We start from the raw sequence: 18,844 nt of genomic DNA, 5'->3' as shown, positions 1-18,844 counted from the left end.
TGATCAGCCCCGCCTGCCCCGATAAGGCAGGCGGAGTATTATCGTTAAATTTCAGAGCACATCACTGCAATCAGCTGCAGGTCTGGGTCTTCCATTCAGGCTTGTCGGACAGGTACTTGTCTGCAGCTGCTTCCAGAAGCGGCCGTACGACAGCGGTATCAGGTGCGATCGGATCGGAAATCTTGACCCAGTCCTTGCCGTCCCACTGCTGGATGAACACTGAACCGGCGCCTTCATGGTCCTTGCAGGATCCCTTGATCGGAGCGGTAAAGCCTTCCAGGCCAAGCTCTTTCAGGCGCGCTTCCGACAGGTCGAAGTTTTCGAAGCCATCACGCAGGTCTGCACCTGTGATGACTTTCTTGCCGGTCTTGGCCTGGGCCGCGCGGATGCCTTCGGCAATCAGCACGGAGTTGAACAGGCCGCGATTGTACAGGACGTCGCCGACGAGGTCTTTACTGGCAACCTGGCTGCCACCCTTGTCAACAACATGCTTGATCACATCCTGAAGCGCCGGGAAGTCAGTTCCCACTCCGGAGAAGTTGGCGGCTTTGTAGCCCTTGCCAGCTTCACCGACCGAACGCAGGTCTGCGTGTGCGCCGGCCCACCAGTTGCCGATGAACTTGTCCAGCGGATACTTGATCTTGGCCGCTTCCTTGACAGCCGTAGCGTTCATCGCACCCCAGCCCCACATGACCATGTAGTCAGGGCGTTCCTTGCGGACGTTCAGCCATTGCGAACTCTGGTTCTGCATTTCCTTCACGCCGACCGGGAACTTGGCAACTTCAAAACCCTGATCCTTGGCCAGCTGTTCGAGCAGCGGGATAGGCTCCTTGCCGTACCCGACATCAAGATAGATGAAGCCGACTTTCTTGCCCTTGAGGCCGCCATTGGCATCGATGTACTTGAGGATCGATGACAGCTGGCTCCAGTAGCTTGTCGGATAGGTGAAGGTCCACGGGAACTTCTCGCCGATAGCAGCTGCCGACAGGCCATAACCCATCGAGAGCACCGGAATCTTGTCAACCGGTGCTTTTGGAATGAGCTGCAGGGTGATGCCGGTTGAATACGGGTTGTACACCAGCGCGCCCTTGCCCTTGGTCGACTCGTAGCACTCGACACCCTTCTGGGCATTGTAGCCGGTTTCGCATTCTTCGACGACAATCTTGACGCCGCCAATGCCGCCATCACGGGCATTCAGCATGTTGAAGTAATCGGCATAACCGTTGGCCAGCGGTGTGCCACCACTGGCGAATGGCCCGGTGCGATAGCTCAGCGAAGGCACGAACATCGTGTCTTCGGCATGCGCCACCGGGGCCGCAGTAAATGTAGTACCTGCCAAGGTGGCAAAGGCTACACCAGTCATCAAAAGCTTCTTCATTGGTTTCCTCCCTGAATACCGTCCCGTCGTGGATCCGGTTGCTTTTGTTTAAATTTACGCCATCTGATCCGTGCTCCCGGATTGATGACACTTCAGTTTCTTGCTCCCAAAAAAAATGCCTCATCTCTCAGATCAGGAGTAGGGGAACGGCCACGTCCTGAGTTTTTCTTTTGCTATCTGCCACAGTCGCGCAAGCCCGTGTGGTTCAACGATCAGGAAAAAGATGATCATACCACCAATAATCATGAAGTTGATGTGCTCGACGGTTGCAGCGTTAATGTCCAGGCCCAGCGTGCCCGGCAGCGCGCGAATAATGATCGGCAGGATCCAGATGAAAGCAGCCCCCATGTAGCAACCGATCAGCGAACCAAGCCCGCCGATGATGGCCATGAACAGGAACAGGAACGAGTGGTTGATATCGAAGCTCTCAACTTCCGCCGCACCCAGCCAGAAAAACACGCCCATCGCGCCCGCGACACCGCAATAGAAAGACGACACCGCAAACGCCGACAGCTTGGCATATAGAGGGCGCACGCCCATCAGTTCAGCAGCGATATCCATGTCGCGGATCATCATCCAGGACCGGCCGATGCGGCCGCGGATGATGTTGGACGCAATCCATGTCATCACCAGCACGATGGACAACACCACCAGGTAGCGCGTCACGGGCTGCGCGGCGGCACCCGACAGGATCACGCCGAAGCCCTCGCGTTGCGGTACCTCGATGGCACCGGAATCATTGTAGTTGTACAGCCACGGTATCCGGATAAACGCCCACTCCAGGAAGAACTGGGCGGCAAGCGTGGTCACGGCCAGGTAAAAACCCTTGATGCGCAGCGACGGCAAGCCGAACAGGATGCCAACACCGGCGGCAAAGAAGCCGGACAACAGCACCATGATGATGATGTTCACATCAGGGAAAATGGTGGTCAGCTTGTAACACGAATATGCCCCTACCCCCATGAAGGCTCCTGTACCCAGCGACAATTGCCCGGTATAGCCAACCAGGATGTTCAGGCCGATTGTGGCCAGCGTAAATACCAGAAACGGGATCATCACAGTGGTGATGAAAAAGTCATTGCCGGCCATCGGTATGATCACATAGGCAATCACCAGCATGGCGATAATGCCGAGCTTGTCCTGCAGGATCGGAAACACCTGGCTGTCGGCGGTGTAGTTGGTCTTGAACTGGCCTACTTCACGATAAAACATTTTCTTGTACCCAGCCTCGCCCTAAATTCGTTCGATGATTTTTTCGCCGAACAGCCCTTGCGGCCGGAACAGCAGGAAGATCAACGCAATCACATATGCAAACCAGCCCTCGACACCACTGCCCAAAAGCCCGCCCCAGTAAATTTCAAACAGTTTCTCGCCAAATCCGATCACCAGGCCGCCGATGATGGCGCCGGGTATCGAGGTGAAGCCGCCGATGATCAGCACCGGCAGGGCTTTCAGCGCAACAATCTGCAAGGCAAACGACACATCCGACTTGGCCCCCCACATGATGCCGGTTGCCAGCGCCACGATACCTGCTGCAAACCACACGATAACCCAGATCTGGTTGAGCGAAATGCCGACCGACAGGGCCGCCTGATGATCATCAGCAACAGCACGCAGGGCCCGCCCGATGCGGGTCTTGTTGAAGAAGATCGCCAGCGCCGTCACCAGGATGATCGCCATGATGACAGCGGCCACGTCGAGGTGTTCGATGATGACAATACCGCCGAAAGGCTCGAATGTGGTGGACCCGGTGGGCAATCCCAGCTCCGAGGCAATCATCGGTTTCGGCTCGCCGCCGAACACGTATTCGCCAAATCCGATCAGGAAATAGTTCAGCCCGATGGTCGCCATGAACAGGATGATTTCCTCCTGGTTCACAAGGTTGCGCAGCACAATGCGCTCGACCAGCCAGGCCAGCGCAAACATCGCTCCGATGGTCAGGATCAATGCAAGCCAAGCCGGCACGCCTGCCTGGTAAAGGCCAACCAGGGTCAGTGCCGCGAACACCACCATGATGCCCTGGGCGAAATTGAACACGCCGGATGCCTTGAAAATCAGCACGAAACCCAGCGCAATCAGCGAGTACAGCGTGCCTGCCACAAACCCCGACCACAAAACCTGCAGGAAGAAGTCCGGCGCAGAACCCATCTGCACAAACGGGTCGATCAGAATGTTGTAAAGAATATCCATTATTGCCTGTTCCCCTGATCTGTCAGTGCGCTACGCCGAGATAAGCATCAATCACATCCTGATTGGAGCTGACCTCCGCCGGTGTGCCGTCGGCGATTTTTTCACCATGATCCAGCACCACCACCCGTGTCGACAGATCCATTACCACCCCCATATCGTGCTCGATCAGCGCAATCGTTGTGCCGAACTGGTCGTTCACATCGAGAATGAAGCGCGACATGTCTTCTTTTTCTTCCAGGTTCATGCCCGCCATCGGTTCATCAAGCAGCAAAAGTTCCGGCTCCATGGCCAGGGCCCGTGCCAGCTCAACCCGTTTTTGCAGGCCATATGGCAGACGGCCGACCGGTGTCCGCCTGATATGCTGGATTTCCAGGAAGTCGATGATTTCCTCGACCCGCTCGCGGTGTTCGACCTCTTCCTGCATGGCCGGGCCGTAGCGCAGCATCTGCCAGAAGAAGTTCTTGTGCATTTTCAGCGTGCGGCCGGACATGATGTTGTCGAGCGTCGACATGCCGCGAAACAGCGCCACGTTCTGGAACGTGCGGGCAATGCCCTGCGTGGCGGCCACGTAAGGCCGCATCTGGGTGCGGGTTTCGCCCTTGAAGGTGATCTCGCCGACCTGCGGATGATAAAAGCCGTTGATGACGTTCAGCATCGAAGTCTTGCCGGCGCCATTGGGGCCGATGATCGCGCGGATCTCGCCCTTGTTGATATTGAAGCTCACATCCTTGATGGCGTGCACACCACCGAACGACAGTGACACATTGCGAATATCAAGCATGACTTCCGGCGCGTTGGCACGGTCGTTGCCCGTGTCAGCCGGTTTAACCGCCACATTCATTCTGCAGCCTCCTTGAAGCTTGCCCGGTCAATGGCATGCAGCTGCATGTCCCTGATTTCGACATCACCTTCAATATCGCCACGCCTGCCGTCCTCGAAGGTAACCTCGGTCTTGATCTTCTGGCGCTTCTTGGCCGGATCGTACAGCGCGTCGATCAGCACGGCATAGCGTTCGTTGACCAGCGAGCGACGCACCTTGGCGGTGCGGGTAATCTCGCCGTCATCAGGGTCGAGTTCCTTGTGCAGGATCAAAAAGCGAGAAATCTGAGCACCGGCAACACGCTCTTCTCGCGACAGTTCCTGGTTCACCGCATCCACATGTTCCTCGATCATCTTGTAAACGTCGGAATGACCGGCCAGTTCCTGGTAGCTGGCATAGACGACGTTATTTCGTTCAGCCCACGAGCCCACCGACGTCAGGTCGATATTGATGAACGCGGTCACCGTGTCCCGCCCGTCACCGAAAGCAACCGCTTCCTTGATGTTCGGGAAGAATTTCAGTTTGTTCTCGATGTATTTCGGCGGGAACAGCGTGCCGTCATTCAAGTGGCCGACATCCTTGGCCCGGTCGATAATCTTCAGATGACCGTTTTCATCAATGAAGCCGGCATCACCGGAATGTACCCAGCCTTCCGCGGTCTTGGTATCCTCGGTCGCTTCCTTGTTCTTGTAGTATTCGGTGAACACGCCCGGCGAGCGGTACATCACCTCGCCGCTGTCGGCGACCTCGATTTCCACACCACCCATGGGCGTACCGACAGTGTCGGCATAAATCTCGCCGTCGGGCTGGCCGGTAATGTAAACGGCCGCTTCAGTCTGTCCGTAGAGCTGCTTCAGGTTGATACCGAGCGCCCGGTAATATTTGAAAATCTCAGGCCCGATCGCTTCACCCGCCGTATAACCGATGCGCACCTTGCTCAGCCCGTAACGGTTTTTCAGCGGTCCATACACCATGAAATTGCCGAGCCAGTATTTCAGCCTGGCCATCAGCGGCACCGGCTTGCCGTTGAGGATGTCTTCGCCATATTCCCGCGCCACGCCCAGGAAATATTCGAACATTTTCTTCTTGATCGCGCTGGCGTCTTCCATGGCGACCGTAGTGTGGGTGATCAGGTTTTCGTAAATTCGCGGTGGTGCGAAAGCATAGGTCGTGCCTACCTCGCGCCGGTCGTCGATAACCGTTTCCGGGCTTTCCGGGCAATTCACGCAATATCCCGAAACATAAGACTGCGCATACGAGAATATGTGGTCTCCGACCCAGGCCATCGGCAGGTAGGCGATCACCTCGTCATTCTCGGTCAGATTGTCGAATTCTTGTGCCGTGTCTGCAGCCCAGACACACGCGCCCTGCGTCAGCACAACGCCCTTGGGCCGCCCGGTCGTGCCTGACGTGTACAGGATGATTGCCGTGTCAGCGGTCTTGCCCTTGGCAATCTCGGCACGCCACACATCTTCGCTTTCACCGCTTTCGCGGCCAAGTTGCTGCACCGCTTCATACGAGCGCACGCCGTCAACATCATAGTTCTGCAGGCCGCGTTCCTCGTCGAAGACGATTTCCTTGAGGTCCTTGTAGGTTTCCTGGATTTCCAGCAGTTTGTCGACCTGCTCCTGGTTTTCCACCACGGCAAACTTGACCCCGGCATGGTCCAGCACATAGCCCATCTCTTCGGCCACGGAGTCCTGGTACACCGGCACCGGAATTGCGCCGAGCGACTGGGCCGAACAGATTGCCCAGTAAAGTCGCGGCCGGTTGTCGCCGACAATCGCCACCCGGTCACCGCGCTTGAGACCCAGGGCCCGCAAGCCCATTGCCAGGTCACGGATTTCAGCCAGCGTGTCAGCCCAGCTCCACGTCTGCCAGATGCCAAGATCCTTTTCGCGCATGGCAGGACGTGCGCCTCTGATCTTGGCATTTCGCAATAGCAGTTTCGGAATTGTGTCGTGCACCGACGCGTCATGCGCTTCAGCATTCATATGTCATTTCCACCCTGACAGGCAGCCCTCAGCAAGCTGCTTGTTCACTTCCAGTTACCGGTCTTGATGCCGACGATTGAGGGGGAGTGTGCCGAAAAAAAATGCTGTGCACCAGTACTGAGTTGACAGACAGACCATATTCTTGTGTTCTATGGTCTCAGATTGGGCCTTGGTGAAGCCGTCTTCATCCGCCATAGTCTTTCAAACCCTCGACATCCAGCACTTTCAGGCCACTAGGCATGAGTTTTATCAGGCCGTCATCAGCCAGTTTGTGCAGCGACTTGTTGGTGATCTGGCGTGAAATTCCGGCAAACAGGCCGAGATCTTCCTGTGGCATTTCAATTTCATCAGGCGTGCGTGGAAACAACACCGGATTGTACATTGCCGCTATTGTATGCGCCAGCCGCACCACTGCGCTGCTGGTCCGGTCCCGGCTGACAATGGCAATAAACTGCCCCAGCCGTTCATTGAGCAATTGCACAAGGAAGCGGTTGAACCCGACAGAGTTGGCAAACAGCCAGCGAAAGGTGTCGCCGCGCATGATTGCCACGTCGGCATCGGTTACTGCGGCAACGTCATAGCGCCGCGCCTCGTCCTTGATGATCGAGCCCTCGCCAAACCAGCCGCCGCCTAAAATGGCAGACACGCCGGCCACCTGGCCGGTGTCGGATACATGGCCTATGCGCAGGACGCCGCCAATGACGCCGTGCCATGCATCGACCCGGTCGGAGAAATGCGCCACATGCTGGCCCCGCTCAAAGGTCTTCATCCTGACACCGGGTGCTACGTGCGCCAGTTCTTCCTGTGTCAGTTCGCCTGCCCAAACGGCAATGTCGGCCAGTTCATCGGGGGTCATGATAGTGCCGTCGCGATTAGGTTCACCTCACTCTGCAGCCAGAAACACCGGTGCCCGTGACTTGCCGGCCTTGTAGGCATCAAGCAGCGTTGCCTCGCTGGTCTTTGCTTCGGCGACATGGCGTTCCTTCACATGCCCATATCCGCGGATGCCTTCCGGCACCGAGGCAATCTCGACGGCAAGGTCCAGGTTGGCAGGCTTGAGGCCCGACAAGACCACGGACAGCGTGTCGCGGTAATCCGCGATCAGCTGACGCTCCATGCGGCGTTCCTCAGTGCGGCCAAACGGATCGAACGCCGTACCGCGCAACCCTTTCAGCTTCGCCAGCACGGAAAACGCCTGCATCATCCACGGGCCATATTCCTGTTTCAGCAAATGACCGGTCTCCGGATCACGCTTTGCCAGCAGGGGCGGCGCGAGATGGTGGCGAACCTCGTAGTCACCCTTGAACTTGGCCGCGACCGACTTTGCAAACGACCCGTCCGAGTAAAGCCGGGCAACTTCATACTCGTCCTTGTAGGCCATCAGCTTGAACAGGTAGCGGGCGACCGCCGCAGTTAGCTTTTCAGATCCCTTGACGGCTTTCGCTTCGCGTGACCGCACATCGTCAAGAAGGCTCTTGTAGGTATCTGCATAAGCAGCGTTCTGGTAGCCGGTCAGAAAATCCACACGCCGGCTGATCTCATCATCCAGTGTCCTTGGTTGTTCCTCGGTGTTTTTGGTTCCGGCGGACAATACCGCCTCGACCGCAGCAAGGTCGTGCGCCGCCCGCCTGCCCCACAAAAACGCCTGCTGGTTCATCTTGATGGCAACACCATTGAGTTCAATGGCGCGTATGATTGCGTCCTCGGAAACCGGCACCAGCCCATGCTGCCAGGCATAACCGAGCGTGAACAGGTTTGAGGCAATGGAATCACCCAGCAAGGCGGTGGCAATGCGGGTCGCGTCAACGAACTCGGTCGCACCCTGCTTCGTGCGGGCCTCGATCTGCACCTGCATCTGCGAGCCCGGCAGGTTGAAGTCGGCATCACGGGTAAACTGAGCCGGCATCACTTCGTATGAATTGACGATGGCGTGGGTGCGCGCACGAGAGGCGCCGGACAGAATCCGCTCCGACGCCGATGTCACAATATCACAACCCAACAACACATCCGCGCCGCCAGCGGCAATTCGGATGGAGGCAATGTCGTCCTGTGTCTGCGCCAGCTTCAGGTGTGTCACCACCGCGCCGTTCTTCTGGGACAGGCCCGCCATGTCGATCATGGCAACGCCCTTGCCGTCCAGGTTTGCCGCCATGCCGATCAGGTGGCCGATGGTGACAACGCCGGTGCCGCCGATACCGGTAATCATCATCGCCCAGGGTTGATCCAGCGCCACCTGCTCCGGCTGCGGCAGGACCGGGAACGGTGTCCCTTCCGTGTTGACCGGGTTCGACACCCCCTTGATCAATTCACCGCCTTCAATGGTGACAAAGCTCGGACAGAAGCCTTTCAGGCAGGAAAAGTCCTTGTTGCAGGCAGACTGGTCAATCTGGCGCTTGCGGCCAAACTCGGTTTCCTTCGGCGCGATGGCCACACAGTTCGACTGCACGCCGCAGTCACCGCAGCCTTCACACACCAGTTCATTGATAAACACGCGCCGGTCCGGATCCGGAAATGTGCCGCGCTTGCGCCGTCGGCGCTTTTCCGCCGCACAGGTCTGGTCGTAAATGATGCAGGAGATGCCAGGCACCTCCATCATCTCTTTCTGTACCGTCTGCAGTTCAGACCGGTGATGCACACTGATACGATCCGGGAAGCCCGCATTGGCCGGGTATTTCCATGGCTCGTCGGTAACGATGGCAATGCGGTCCACGCCTTCCGCGCGCACCTGGTTGGCAATCTGCGGCACCGTCAATCCGCCTTCATGGGTCTGCCCGCCGGTCATGGCGACCGCGTCGTTGAACAGGATCTTGTAGGTCATGTTCACCCCGGACGCGACAGCGGCCCGGATGGCCATCAGGCCGGAATGATTGTAGGTACCGTCGCCAAGGTTCTGGAACACATGCTTGCGGGTTGAAAACGGTGCCTCGCCGATCCAGTTGGCGCCTTCACCGCCCATGTGGGTGGCACCTTCGGTATTGCGCTCGGGGATGTACTGCACCATCCAGTGACACCCGATACCCGCATAGCCGCGGCCGCCTTCGGGCAGGACAGTCGATGAGTTGTGCGGGCATCCGGAACAGAAGTACGGAATACGCTCGGCAAGGTTCGGCGAGTTGCTGACACTGGCCATGGAAGCCTTGATGATACCAAGGCGTTCTTCCACCGGTTTAGACTTGCGCTTCTTCAGCAAGCGGTCGGCAATCGTTATGGCTATCTGGTTGGGCTCCAGTGTGCCCCAGGCCGGAAACAGCGTGTTTCCCTTTTCATCCTTCTTGCCGATGACGATCGGCGCTTTTCCGTCGTTGCACAGCTGTTCACGAATCTGGGTTTCCAGCAGCGAGCGTTTTTCCTCTACCACGATCACCAGGTCGAGGCCGCTGGTAAACTCGTCAACGATCTGCGGATCCAGCGGCCACACCATTGCAACCTTCAAGAGCCGCAGGCCCAGTTTCGACGATGCCACTTCGTCAATACCCAGGTCGTCAAGCGCCTGGCGCACATCCAGGTAGCTCTTGCCTGTCGATACGATGCCGATCTTCGCTGTTCTGCCACCGGACATGATGATCTTGTCGAGCTTGTTGGCCCGCGCAAAGGCGACAGCGGCATAGCGCTTGTGATTGTGCAGCCGGTATTCCTGCTCAAAACGGTCATCGGAAGCACGGATGTTCAGCCCGCCTTCCGGCATGTCGAAATCCTTGGGCAGGTTGATCTTGACGCGATCAACGGCGCCGTCGGCGATGCCTGCAGACTCGATATTGTCATGCACGCACTTGAGTCCGACCCAGCATCCCGAATACCGCGACAGGGCGAACCCATAGACACCGTAGTCCAGAATTTCCTGCAGGCCTGCCGGGTGCAGGATCGGGATCATGGCGTCCATCATGGCAAATTCGGACTGGTGCGGAACCGTCGAGCTTTCAGCGCCATGGTCATCGCCCATCAGGGCCAGCACGCCGCCATGTTCGGAAGACCCTGCAGAATTGGCATGCCGCAGCACATCACCTGTCCGGTCTACACCGGGTCCCTTGCCGTACCAGATCGAGAACACGCCGTCATAAGCGCCCTCACCGCGCATTTCCGCCTGCTGGGCGCCCCAGATCGCGGTCGCAGCCAGGTCTTCGTTGATACCCGGCTCAAAGCGGACATTGGCAGGCTCGGTATACTTTACCGACCTCATGAACTGCTGGTCGAGCCCGCCGACCGGCGAGCCGCGATAACCCGTCACATAGCCGGCGGTATTCAACCCTTCACGCTCGTCGCGGGCGCGCTGCATCAGCGTCAGCCGCACGATTGCCTGGGTTCCCGTCATGAAGACATGCGATTTCGAAAGGTCGAATTTATCGTCGAGTTTTACCGGCTTCAATGCCATTACTCATACTCCGTATAATTCGAAAAGGTCAGTAATGCTGACATATTTTTCCAGCGCCCGTCAAATCAACTTTCATTACAAGTCCGAAAGGGTTTCTGCTGAACCTGTAACATGATCCAGTCTGTGCCAAAGCCCGGGCTTCGGCAAGCGCCGGCTCCGCCTGATGAAATGGCTTGCCGCTGGATAGTTAATGCTCTAAATACTGCGTCACGGGGTTCTATTGGCCACCCCGTCAGGCATGTCGCCCAAGCGCCGTTCACTCTGCTATGGAGGGAACCCGCATTATGGGCGACTTTTTTATCTCCGCTGAAGATCTTTCACACCGGCTGGCAACTGCCGAACCGGTTCGCATTTTTGACGTTCGCCGACCGCAGGCCATCGAACCGGGTTCACGGTTTCTGCCGGGCAGCCGCTGGCGCAACCACATTGAAGCTCTGGACTGGTCCGGCAATCTGTCCCGCGACAACCTGATCGTGCTGAACTGCATGCACGGTCACAATGTATCGCAGATCGCCACTGCCCTGCTCAGGCAAAGAGGCTATAATGCCCGCGCACTGGCAGGCGGCGTAGACGGCTGGATTGAAGCCGGCCTGCCAACCGTCGGGCAAAGCCGGCTTTGTCCCGTGGACGCCGGGCCGAGTACCTGGGTAACGCGCATGGAGCCCAAGATTGACCGTGTTGCATGCCCATGGCTTATTTCCCGCTTCGTTGATCCCGACGCCGTGTTTCATTTTGCCGAAGCCGAGTGGGTGATTGATATAGCGGACGAACTGTCAGGCGTCGCATTTGATACACCGGGGGCGGTTATTGAACATGATGGCGATCTTTGCAGCTTTGACACATTGCTGCGCGAGTTTGACCTGAACGACCCGGTTCTCGCTCAGCTGGCAAGCATCGTGCGCGGTGCCGATACCGGCCGGAATGATCTGGCGCCGGAAGCTGCCGGCCTGCTGGCCGTCATGTTGGGTAATTCCATTGTGGGCAAATCCGACCACGATGTGATGCGCCTCGGATTTCCGGTTTACGACGCGCTCTATGCCCGCCTAAAACTGGCCGGCAGTGAAACCCATGGCTGGCAGCCGATGACAGATTGAGAGGCAACAGCAATGACAAATGACCCTTCAACTTCATTCCGTGAAGCCATGCGTGTTTTTGCGCGCATCGGCTGCCTCTCGTTTGGTGGCCCGGCGGGGCAGATTGCCCTGATGCACCGCGAACTGGTGGAACAGCGCCCGTGGCTGAGCGAGCAGGACTATCTGCGTGCCCTCAATTTCTGCATGCTACTGCCCGGTCCGGAAGCCATGCAGCTTGCAACCTATGCCGGCTGGCGCCTGCACGGGGTGCGCGGCGGCCTGATGGCAGGTCTGCTGTTCGTACTGCCCGGCGCCGCCGTCGTGCTCGTCATCTCGGTTCTGTATTCGCTGTTCGGCAGGTTGCCGCTGGTTGAAGCCGTCTTCTTCGGCATCAAGGCGGCTGTGCTGGCCATCGTCCTGGAAGCCCTGCTGAAAGTCTCGCGCCGCGCCTTGAATCTGCCCTGGCACTGGATGATCGCCATTGCGGCTTTTCTTGCGCTGTTCGTATTCAACATACCGTTCCCGGCGGTAATTGTGGTTGCCGGCATCACCGGCTATGCAATGACAAAAGGCCAGGCGGCCGACACCGCCTTGCATGAGGTCACGCCGGTACCTGCGCTGCAGACCGTACGCACCATAGCGACCTGGCTGGTCATCTGGTTTACACCGATTGCCGTCATTGCTCTGGTAACCTATCCCGATCACCTGCTGGTTTCCGTCGGGCTGTTCTTCTCCAAGCTGGCCGTCGTGACCTTTGGCGGTGCCTATGCGGTGCTGGCCTATATGGGTCAGCAGGCGGTTGAAAATCACGGCTGGCTCACCGCACCGCAAATGGTCGACGGGCTCGGCCTGGCGGAAACCACGCCCGGACCCTTGATCCTGGTGACGGAGTTCGTCGGCTACATGGCGGGTTTTCGCGCGTCCGGCTTGCAGGGTTCGGTAACCGGCGGGCTGGCGGCGGCTGCAGTGGCCCTTTGGGTGACCTTTGCGCCGTGCTTTTTATGGATATTCGCCGGCGCTCCCTATATTGAGCGCCTGGCCAACATGCCACGACTGTCAGGTGCGCTGAGCGCCATTACCGCCGGTGTCGTCGGCGTAATAGCAAACCTGGCGCTGTGGTTCGGACTGCATGTGCTGTTTGGTGACCTGACAAGGATCGAGACAGGCCCGGTGACAATGACATGGCCGGTCTGGTCCAGCGTGAGCATCTCCGCGGTGGCACTGTTCATGGTGTCTGCAGTGATGCTGTTGAAGCTGCATGCCGGCCTGGCAAAGACACTGGGCGTCTGCGCGATATTGGGGGCGTTAATCGGCCTGATGAGCTGACGGGTTATACCGGCAGAATTACATGTCCAGAACGAATACGTGCATCAGTATTGCCCGGTATCCCCGACGCATATTGAAGGCGCCGGACACATCAAGGAAATCGTCGAGAGGGGCAATCTGCCTGCCGTTCTTGTCAACGTGGAATGCATTGCGGATGCGCTCGGGATGCAGGTAACGGCGCTGCACATTGGCCCTGTGACCATCATCGGGATCATGCAGAATGATAACATCACGGTCGGTTGCGCCGTTCTCGTTGACACCGAACCCGGCCATGGTTGTCATATGTCCGCCGACACGCTGAAGCTCACCTGACCGGTTGCCTTCCTTGAAGAAACCGACCGAAACCCAGACACCTGCGCCGCGAGCGAATTCCGACCTGATTTTGAACATGTCCGGCGCACCCTTGTGGTTGCGGGTGACATTGCGGTAGCGCCGCGGGCTATGGGCTTCGAGCGACGCGCGGTAGCCGGACTTCCGGATGAACTCCGACAATCCGTCAACGAATTTCTGCAGGTTGGTGCCGCCCTTCGGCGCTGTCGACATCAGCCTGGCGCTGCCCAGTTCGGTTGCGACACTTGCCACTTTCTCGATGGTCGTGAGGCCCTGTACCGGCAGCAGCTTTTTGTATCCACGCTGTTCAGCCAGCCAGACCAGTACATTGGCGGTTGCAACCGGCACACAATAATGCGACCCGCCGCCAGGCAGGTTCAACCTTCGGTCTGTCTGGGAAAAGTCCGGCATCCTGTCCAGTCGCGACGTGTCGTATGCGGCCGCTTGCACCTCCCCGGTCATGCCGGCAACGGCAATCCAGGTCGCCGCAGCAACCGCAAGCACAACATCTATCATCCGGCCAAGTACCATCTTCCTGCAAAATCCCTTCTGGAAATCCTGCAATCAGAATACTGCACATCCTACCAAGCGGCGCTTAACCCGACAGGTACAATTTTAACTATCGCCCCCGCCGTCGACCGGCCAGTCCCAGAAATCATTGCCACGCTTCTGGTAATGCCGGGACAACACCATCTTGTGGACTTCAGACGCACCGTCCACCAGCCTGGCGCACCGTGCATAGCGGTAGATCCACTCAACCACGCTGTCTTCGGAATACCCTTTGGCGCCCATCAGCTGCAACGCCGTGTCAGCGGCCTGGTGCAGCGTATCCGCAACATGGATTTTCGCCATCGACACTTCGCGCTGCGCCTTGTCACCCTGGTCGATCAGCCAGGCTGCATGCATGGTCAAAAGCTTGCCGGTCTGTATGGCAGCGGCCACATCGCCCATCATGATCTGGATGGACTCCCGTTCGACCAGCTTCGAGCCGAACGCCTCGCGTTTGGAAACATAATCGTTGGCGATCTCCATGCACCGCTTGGCCATGCCAAGCCAGCGCATGCAGTGCGTCAGCCGGGCCGGGCCGAGCCGCATCTGGGTCAGCCTGAGGCCATCGCCTTCTTCCATCAGCCGGTTGGCCATGGGTATCTCAAGCCCGTCAAATTCAAGCTCGCACACACCGCCGTGCTCGTCCGGCCCCATATTGCCGATGCGGCGGACAATGCGCCATCCCGGATCGTCCTTGTGGAACAGGAAGGCGGACAGGCCGTTGCGCGGATCATCGGACGTGCGCGCCATCAGGATGAAGTGCGATGCAACTGCAGCCCCTGAGATATACCATTTGCGCCCCGAGATGATGTAGCGGTCGTTCTTGCGCTCGGCACTGGTCAGCATCATGCCGCCGGGGTCGGAGCCGGATCCGGGCGCCGGTTCCGTCATCACGAAGGACGACCGTACGTCACCGTCAATGATCGGCTGCAGCCACTTGTCCTTCATCTCGTCGCTCGCCAGCGCCTTGTTGAGGACCGACATGTTGCCGTCATCCGGTGCCTGGCAATTCAGCACAACCGGCCCGAAAATAGACCGCGCGGCTTCTTCGTAAAACACTGCCCATTCAGCAACGCCCAATCCGAGCCCGCCGCGTTCCTTTGGCATTTGCGGTGCCCACAAACCTTCCTTGCGGGCTTTTTCACGCAACGGTTTCAGCAGCGACAGCCGGATATTCTCAAACTCGTTATAGCTGTCCTTGCTGTCTTCAAGCGGCAGCACTTCGCCTGCAATGAAATCCCGCACGCGCAGCCTGAGTTTGTCGAGTTCCGGTGAGATTGTGAAATCCATTATACTGCCTTTCGGGCCTGGAGTGTCGTGTGCGGATCTGGAAGCGTCTAGTCGACCGGCAGGAGATGCCCGCCGTCCACCACCACCGTGCTTCCCGTCATGTACCCTGACGCCTTGTTCGAAGCCAGCAGCAACAGGGTGCCGTCCAGATCCGATACATCGCCGATGCGGCGTTGAGGAATACGCTTGATCATCGGCGCACTGTCGTCTGATTCAAAATATTCCTTGTTGATCTCGGTCAAAATGTATCCAGGTGCAATACCATTGACGCGAATATCGTAGCGTGCAAATTCCAGCGCCAGGTTGCGCGTCAGTTGCAGCACGGCGCCTTTTGACGCGGCATAGGCTGCAACCGTGCGCGCGGCCCGGAAGGACAGCACCGAAGCAATATTGATGATATTGCCGTGGCGGCCCGCATCCTTCATCCGGCGCGCCGCCTCCTGGGCGGCAAACCACACCCCGTCCAGATTTACCGACATGACTTTGCGCCAGTCTTCGGGTGTCACGTCGAAAACCGCCCTGTTACCGGCAACACCGGCATTGTTGACCAGTATCGTGACGGTACCGAATGCGGTTTCAGCCGCGTCGAAAGCGCCTGCAATTGCTCCCTGGTCGGAAACGTCCAGTTCCACCGCCTGGGCTTTTCCGCCTGCATCGGAAATCCGCCCGACAAGCGACGCCAGGCGGTCGGCGCGGCGTGCCGCCACTACGACACTGGCACCATGGGCCGCCAGCACTTCGGCAAACCGTTCTCCCAGGCCGGAAGAGGCACCGGTGACCAGCGCGACTTCACCGGACAGATCAAACAGTTTGCTGGCGTGCATGAGGCCCCCGTCAGAAGCTCAGCGACACATCGGTGTGATGCGACATGCAGGCGGCAACATTCAGAGCGGTACCTTCCGGCAGGCGTCTCAGCGACCTCAGGCCAATGGTGTTCCTGATCGCAGCCTCGTACTTGCCGAGTCCCTCACCAAGGTCTGCTTTTGCCGCTGTGCGCCAGCGCACTTCATCGTCATAGACCCTGCTTGTTTCAACCAGGAGGTTTTTCAACGCCGGCACATCGTCCGGTGACCTGGCTGCATGACGCGATACCTTGCGCAGCTCTTTTCTGATGTCATTGCTGCCGGCAATCGGAGAGAGTTTCGAACTCAGGGCCTTGGCAGCGGCTTCAACCGCCGTGGCATCGCCGCTGTCCGCCAGCTTCGTCAGTGCGGCAAAGTCCGGTGCAAGTTCACCCAGCGCATCGCTGGTTTCAAGAATCTTGGCAATTTCGATCACCGGCTTGTAGGACTGGTCAGTGTTGCGCCGGTAGGTCGTGCGGGCTTTCTTGTCTGCATTCAGCAGCAGTTTGAATGCCTTGTTTTTCTCTGCCCAGTCCGCCGGAATCCGGGCTTCAAGGCGTTCGACTTCGGCCATGTCCTTGTCGATACTGGCCTGCAGGCGCTCGCGCGCCGCCTTGGCTGCATCATCATCGCCGCGGGTCCGGCTCAATGCGGTGCGCAGGTGTTTCACTTCCACCTGCACCTTGCGGACATCACGCTGGATTTCGCGCACCTGGACATGCAGCGGCGAATAGGCGGGAACCGCCTGCTTCAGCGAAACCTCCGTTGCCTTGATGTCATCCAGCAGCTTGAAGGTGTTCTCCGCCTTGGCAAGACTGTCGCCGAACGACTTTGCAAGCTTTGGCGGCAGGCTCGATACATTGAGATTCTTCGCGTCACCTATGGCAGACCTGATGCGGTCGCCATCGCTCTGGAACTGGGTAAACACGGTTTCTTCAATGCAGGTCTGAAGTTTCGGATTGATCGGAGGCGGTGCCTGTTCACCCAGCAATGACAGCCTGGTCGGCAGGTAATTCACCAGGCTCGGGAAGTATCCCACGATCCCCAGTGCAGCCAGTTGCAACCCGATAAACGGCACGACGCCCTTGTAGATTGATGTGGTTTTGACCGCAGCCGGCGCCACACCGCGCAGGTAGAACAGCGCAAAGCCGAACGGCGGCGTCAGGAACGATGTCTGGATGTTCAGGCCGATCATCACGCCAAGCCAGACGGCAGTGATGTTCGCCTGCGGGTCCGCCAGCAGGATCGGCGACACGATCGGCACCACCACCACGGCGATTTCGATAAAGTCGAGGAAGAAGCCGAGCAGGAAAATCACCGCCATCACGATAATGAACTGGGCCCAGAAACCGCCCGGCAGACTGGTCAGGAACTCCTTCACCAGCTCTTCACCGCCAAAGGCGCGGAAGGCAGCCGTCAACATCGCCGCGCCGAGCAGGATGATGAACACCAGCGACGTCGTCTTGGCGGTATCGAGCATCACACCGCGCAGTGTGTTGTCAATCTGCAGGGCCCGTTTGCCGCTCCACAAAAGGGCAACAATCAGTGCGCCGAGCGCCACCACACCCAGGCCGATCCCCAGGGCATCGGTAGAGGTCTGAATGTTCTTCACGTTCATGTTGAACTGCGATGACAGGATGAAGATGCAGACAACGGCAGCCATCGCCAGCATGGCCGGCCAGTAGGCGCGCGGCTGGCCCTCCTTGAGCCGGTAGCCTGCCATGATCATGGCGCCAGCAGCACCAATGGCGCCGGCCTGGTTCACCGTCGCAACGCCTGCAATGATGGACCCCAGTACGATGAAGATCAGCACCAGTGGCGGCACCAGCGTGATCATCGCCTTGGCAATCAGGGTGCGGTCGTAACCGCCTTCCAGCGGCACGGCGGGCGCAAGCTTCGGCCTTATCAGCGCCAGCACCAGGATGAACGTCATGTACAGCCCGACCAGCACCAGGCCCGGAATGAAGGCACCAAGGAACATGTCGCCGGCACTGGTTGATGTAACGGCAAACTCGGACGGCATCGAGAACTCGCCGGTCGTCGCCTTGTACAGGGACTTGCGCGCGGTATCAGCCTGGTCGACCGCGCTGGCAAGCTGGTCAGCCAGAATGATCAGCACGATGGACGGCGGAATGATCTGGCCCAGGGTACCGGAGGCTGCAATCGTGCCGGTGGCAAGCGGGTGCGAGTAATTGTTGCGCATCATCACCGGCAGCGAGATCAGGCCCATGGCCACAACCGTCGCGCCCAGGATACCTGTGGTCGCAGCCAGAAGCGCGCCCACGAATACGACCGAAATACCGAGCCCCCCCGGTATCGGGCCAAACAGCTGGGCCATGGTGACCAGCAGGTCTTCGGCGATTTTCGAGCGCTGCAGCATGATGCCCATGAACACGAACAGCGGGATGGCAATCAGCGTATCTCGCTCTACCTCCCAGTAGATACCGCGGAAGTTGGTCACCCCGGCACTCAACCATTGCGACGGAGACCCCTGGGCAAAATAGGCCGCGCTGTCCCCGGCAAACAGATAGCCGGAAACCGCCGCTGCACTGATGGTGAGAATGGCAGCTCCCGGAAGGGCAAATGCCACCGGATAGCCTGATCCAAGCGCCGTAGCCATGACCAGCACCAGCATTGCAAGAAAGAAAAGTTCCATAACCGAATTGCCCTCAAAACCCTAGAT

The 18,844-nt window shown here is 58.5% G+C and carries 13 protein-coding genes; 2 read left to right on the top strand and 11 right to left on the bottom strand.

The genetic code is table 11. From position 1 onward, the window contains the following. Positions 1 to 70: 70 nt before the first annotated feature. From DHN55_RS08390 to DHN55_RS08360, 7 genes are all read right to left on the bottom strand, one after another. A complete protein-coding gene (locus tag DHN55_RS08390) occupies positions 71 to 1,378 on the bottom strand; it encodes an ABC transporter substrate-binding protein (protein ID WP_108880848.1) in 1,308 nt (435 codons plus the stop codon). Between the two features lie 132 nt (positions 1,379 to 1,510). Beyond that, the gene (locus DHN55_RS08385; RefSeq protein ID WP_108880847.1) at positions 1,511 to 2,590 is read right to left on the bottom strand and encodes an ABC transporter permease subunit; all 1,080 of its coding nucleotides are present in this window, start codon (positions 2,588 to 2,590) and stop codon (positions 1,511 to 1,513) included. Between the two features lie 21 nt (positions 2,591 to 2,611). Continuing rightward, positions 2,612 to 3,568 (bottom strand): branched-chain amino acid ABC transporter permease, encoded by a 957-nt coding sequence (locus DHN55_RS08380; RefSeq protein ID WP_337660063.1) that lies wholly within the window; start codon positions 3,566 to 3,568, stop codon positions 2,612 to 2,614. 22 nt (positions 3,569 to 3,590) lie between these two features. Further along, on the bottom strand, positions 3,591 to 4,409 hold the full coding sequence (locus DHN55_RS08375) for an ATP-binding cassette domain-containing protein (RefSeq protein ID WP_108880846.1): 819 nt from the start codon (positions 4,407 to 4,409) through the stop codon (positions 3,591 to 3,593). Then, positions 4,406 to 6,382 (bottom strand): AMP-binding protein, encoded by a 1,977-nt coding sequence (locus DHN55_RS08370; RefSeq protein ID WP_108880845.1) that lies wholly within the window; start codon positions 6,380 to 6,382, stop codon positions 4,406 to 4,408. The genes DHN55_RS08375 and DHN55_RS08370 overlap by 4 nt, the downstream gene beginning before the upstream one ends. A gap of 184 nt (positions 6,383 to 6,566) precedes the next feature. Beyond that, a complete protein-coding gene (locus DHN55_RS08365) occupies positions 6,567 to 7,238 on the bottom strand; it encodes a cyclic nucleotide-binding domain-containing protein (protein ID WP_108880844.1) in 672 nt (223 codons plus the stop codon). A gap of 27 nt (positions 7,239 to 7,265) precedes the next feature. Next, complete coding sequence (locus DHN55_RS08360) at positions 7,266 to 10,751, bottom strand: indolepyruvate ferredoxin oxidoreductase family protein (protein ID WP_108880843.1); 3,486 nt, start codon at positions 10,749 to 10,751, stop codon at positions 7,266 to 7,268. A 284-nt stretch (positions 10,752 to 11,035) separates the two neighbouring features. On the opposite strand from DHN55_RS08360, the gene DHN55_RS08355 reads away from it, so the two are divergent. Together DHN55_RS08355 and chrA are read left to right on the top strand one after the other, a co-directional pair. Continuing rightward, complete coding sequence (locus DHN55_RS08355) at positions 11,036 to 11,845, top strand: chromate resistance protein ChrB domain-containing protein (RefSeq protein WP_337660062.1); 810 nt, start codon at positions 11,036 to 11,038, stop codon at positions 11,843 to 11,845. A 12-nt stretch (positions 11,846 to 11,857) separates the two neighbouring features. Continuing rightward, positions 11,858 to 13,150 carry a chromate efflux transporter gene (chrA, locus tag DHN55_RS08350; protein ID WP_108880841.1) on the top strand — a complete coding sequence of 431 codons (1,293 nt, stop codon included), beginning with the start codon at positions 11,858 to 11,860 and terminating at the stop codon, positions 13,148 to 13,150. Positions 13,151 to 13,168: 18 nt separating this feature from the next. On the opposite strand, the gene DHN55_RS08345 is transcribed toward chrA, so the two are convergent. The 4 genes from DHN55_RS08345 to DHN55_RS08330 all read right to left on the bottom strand — a co-directional run bounded on the left by DHN55_RS08345 (position 13,169) and on the right by DHN55_RS08330 (position 18,817). Next, positions 13,169 to 13,996, bottom strand: coding sequence for a hypothetical protein (locus DHN55_RS08345; RefSeq protein ID WP_108880840.1), 828 nt, complete (start codon positions 13,994 to 13,996; stop codon positions 13,169 to 13,171). A gap of 99 nt (positions 13,997 to 14,095) precedes the next feature. Next, a complete protein-coding gene (locus DHN55_RS08340; RefSeq protein WP_108880839.1) occupies positions 14,096 to 15,319 on the bottom strand; it encodes an acyl-CoA dehydrogenase family protein in 1,224 nt (407 codons plus the stop codon). A gap of 47 nt (positions 15,320 to 15,366) precedes the next feature. Beyond that, positions 15,367 to 16,143 carry a glucose 1-dehydrogenase gene (locus tag DHN55_RS08335; protein ID WP_108880838.1) on the bottom strand — a complete coding sequence of 259 codons (777 nt, stop codon included), beginning with the start codon at positions 16,141 to 16,143 and terminating at the stop codon, positions 15,367 to 15,369. A gap of 10 nt (positions 16,144 to 16,153) precedes the next feature. Further along, the gene (locus DHN55_RS08330) at positions 16,154 to 18,817 is read right to left on the bottom strand and encodes a TRAP transporter large permease subunit (RefSeq protein ID WP_108880837.1); all 2,664 of its coding nucleotides are present in this window, start codon (positions 18,815 to 18,817) and stop codon (positions 16,154 to 16,156) included. Between the last annotated feature and the right edge of the window lie 27 nt (positions 18,818 to 18,844).

Origin of the sequence: Anderseniella sp. Alg231-50, assembly GCF_900149695.1 — a bacterium.
Lineage (GTDB): Bacteria > Pseudomonadota > Alphaproteobacteria > Rhizobiales > Aestuariivirgaceae > Anderseniella.
The sequence above is the reverse complement of the archived record's forward strand: the minus strand, read 5'-3'. Positions and strand labels throughout refer to the sequence as shown.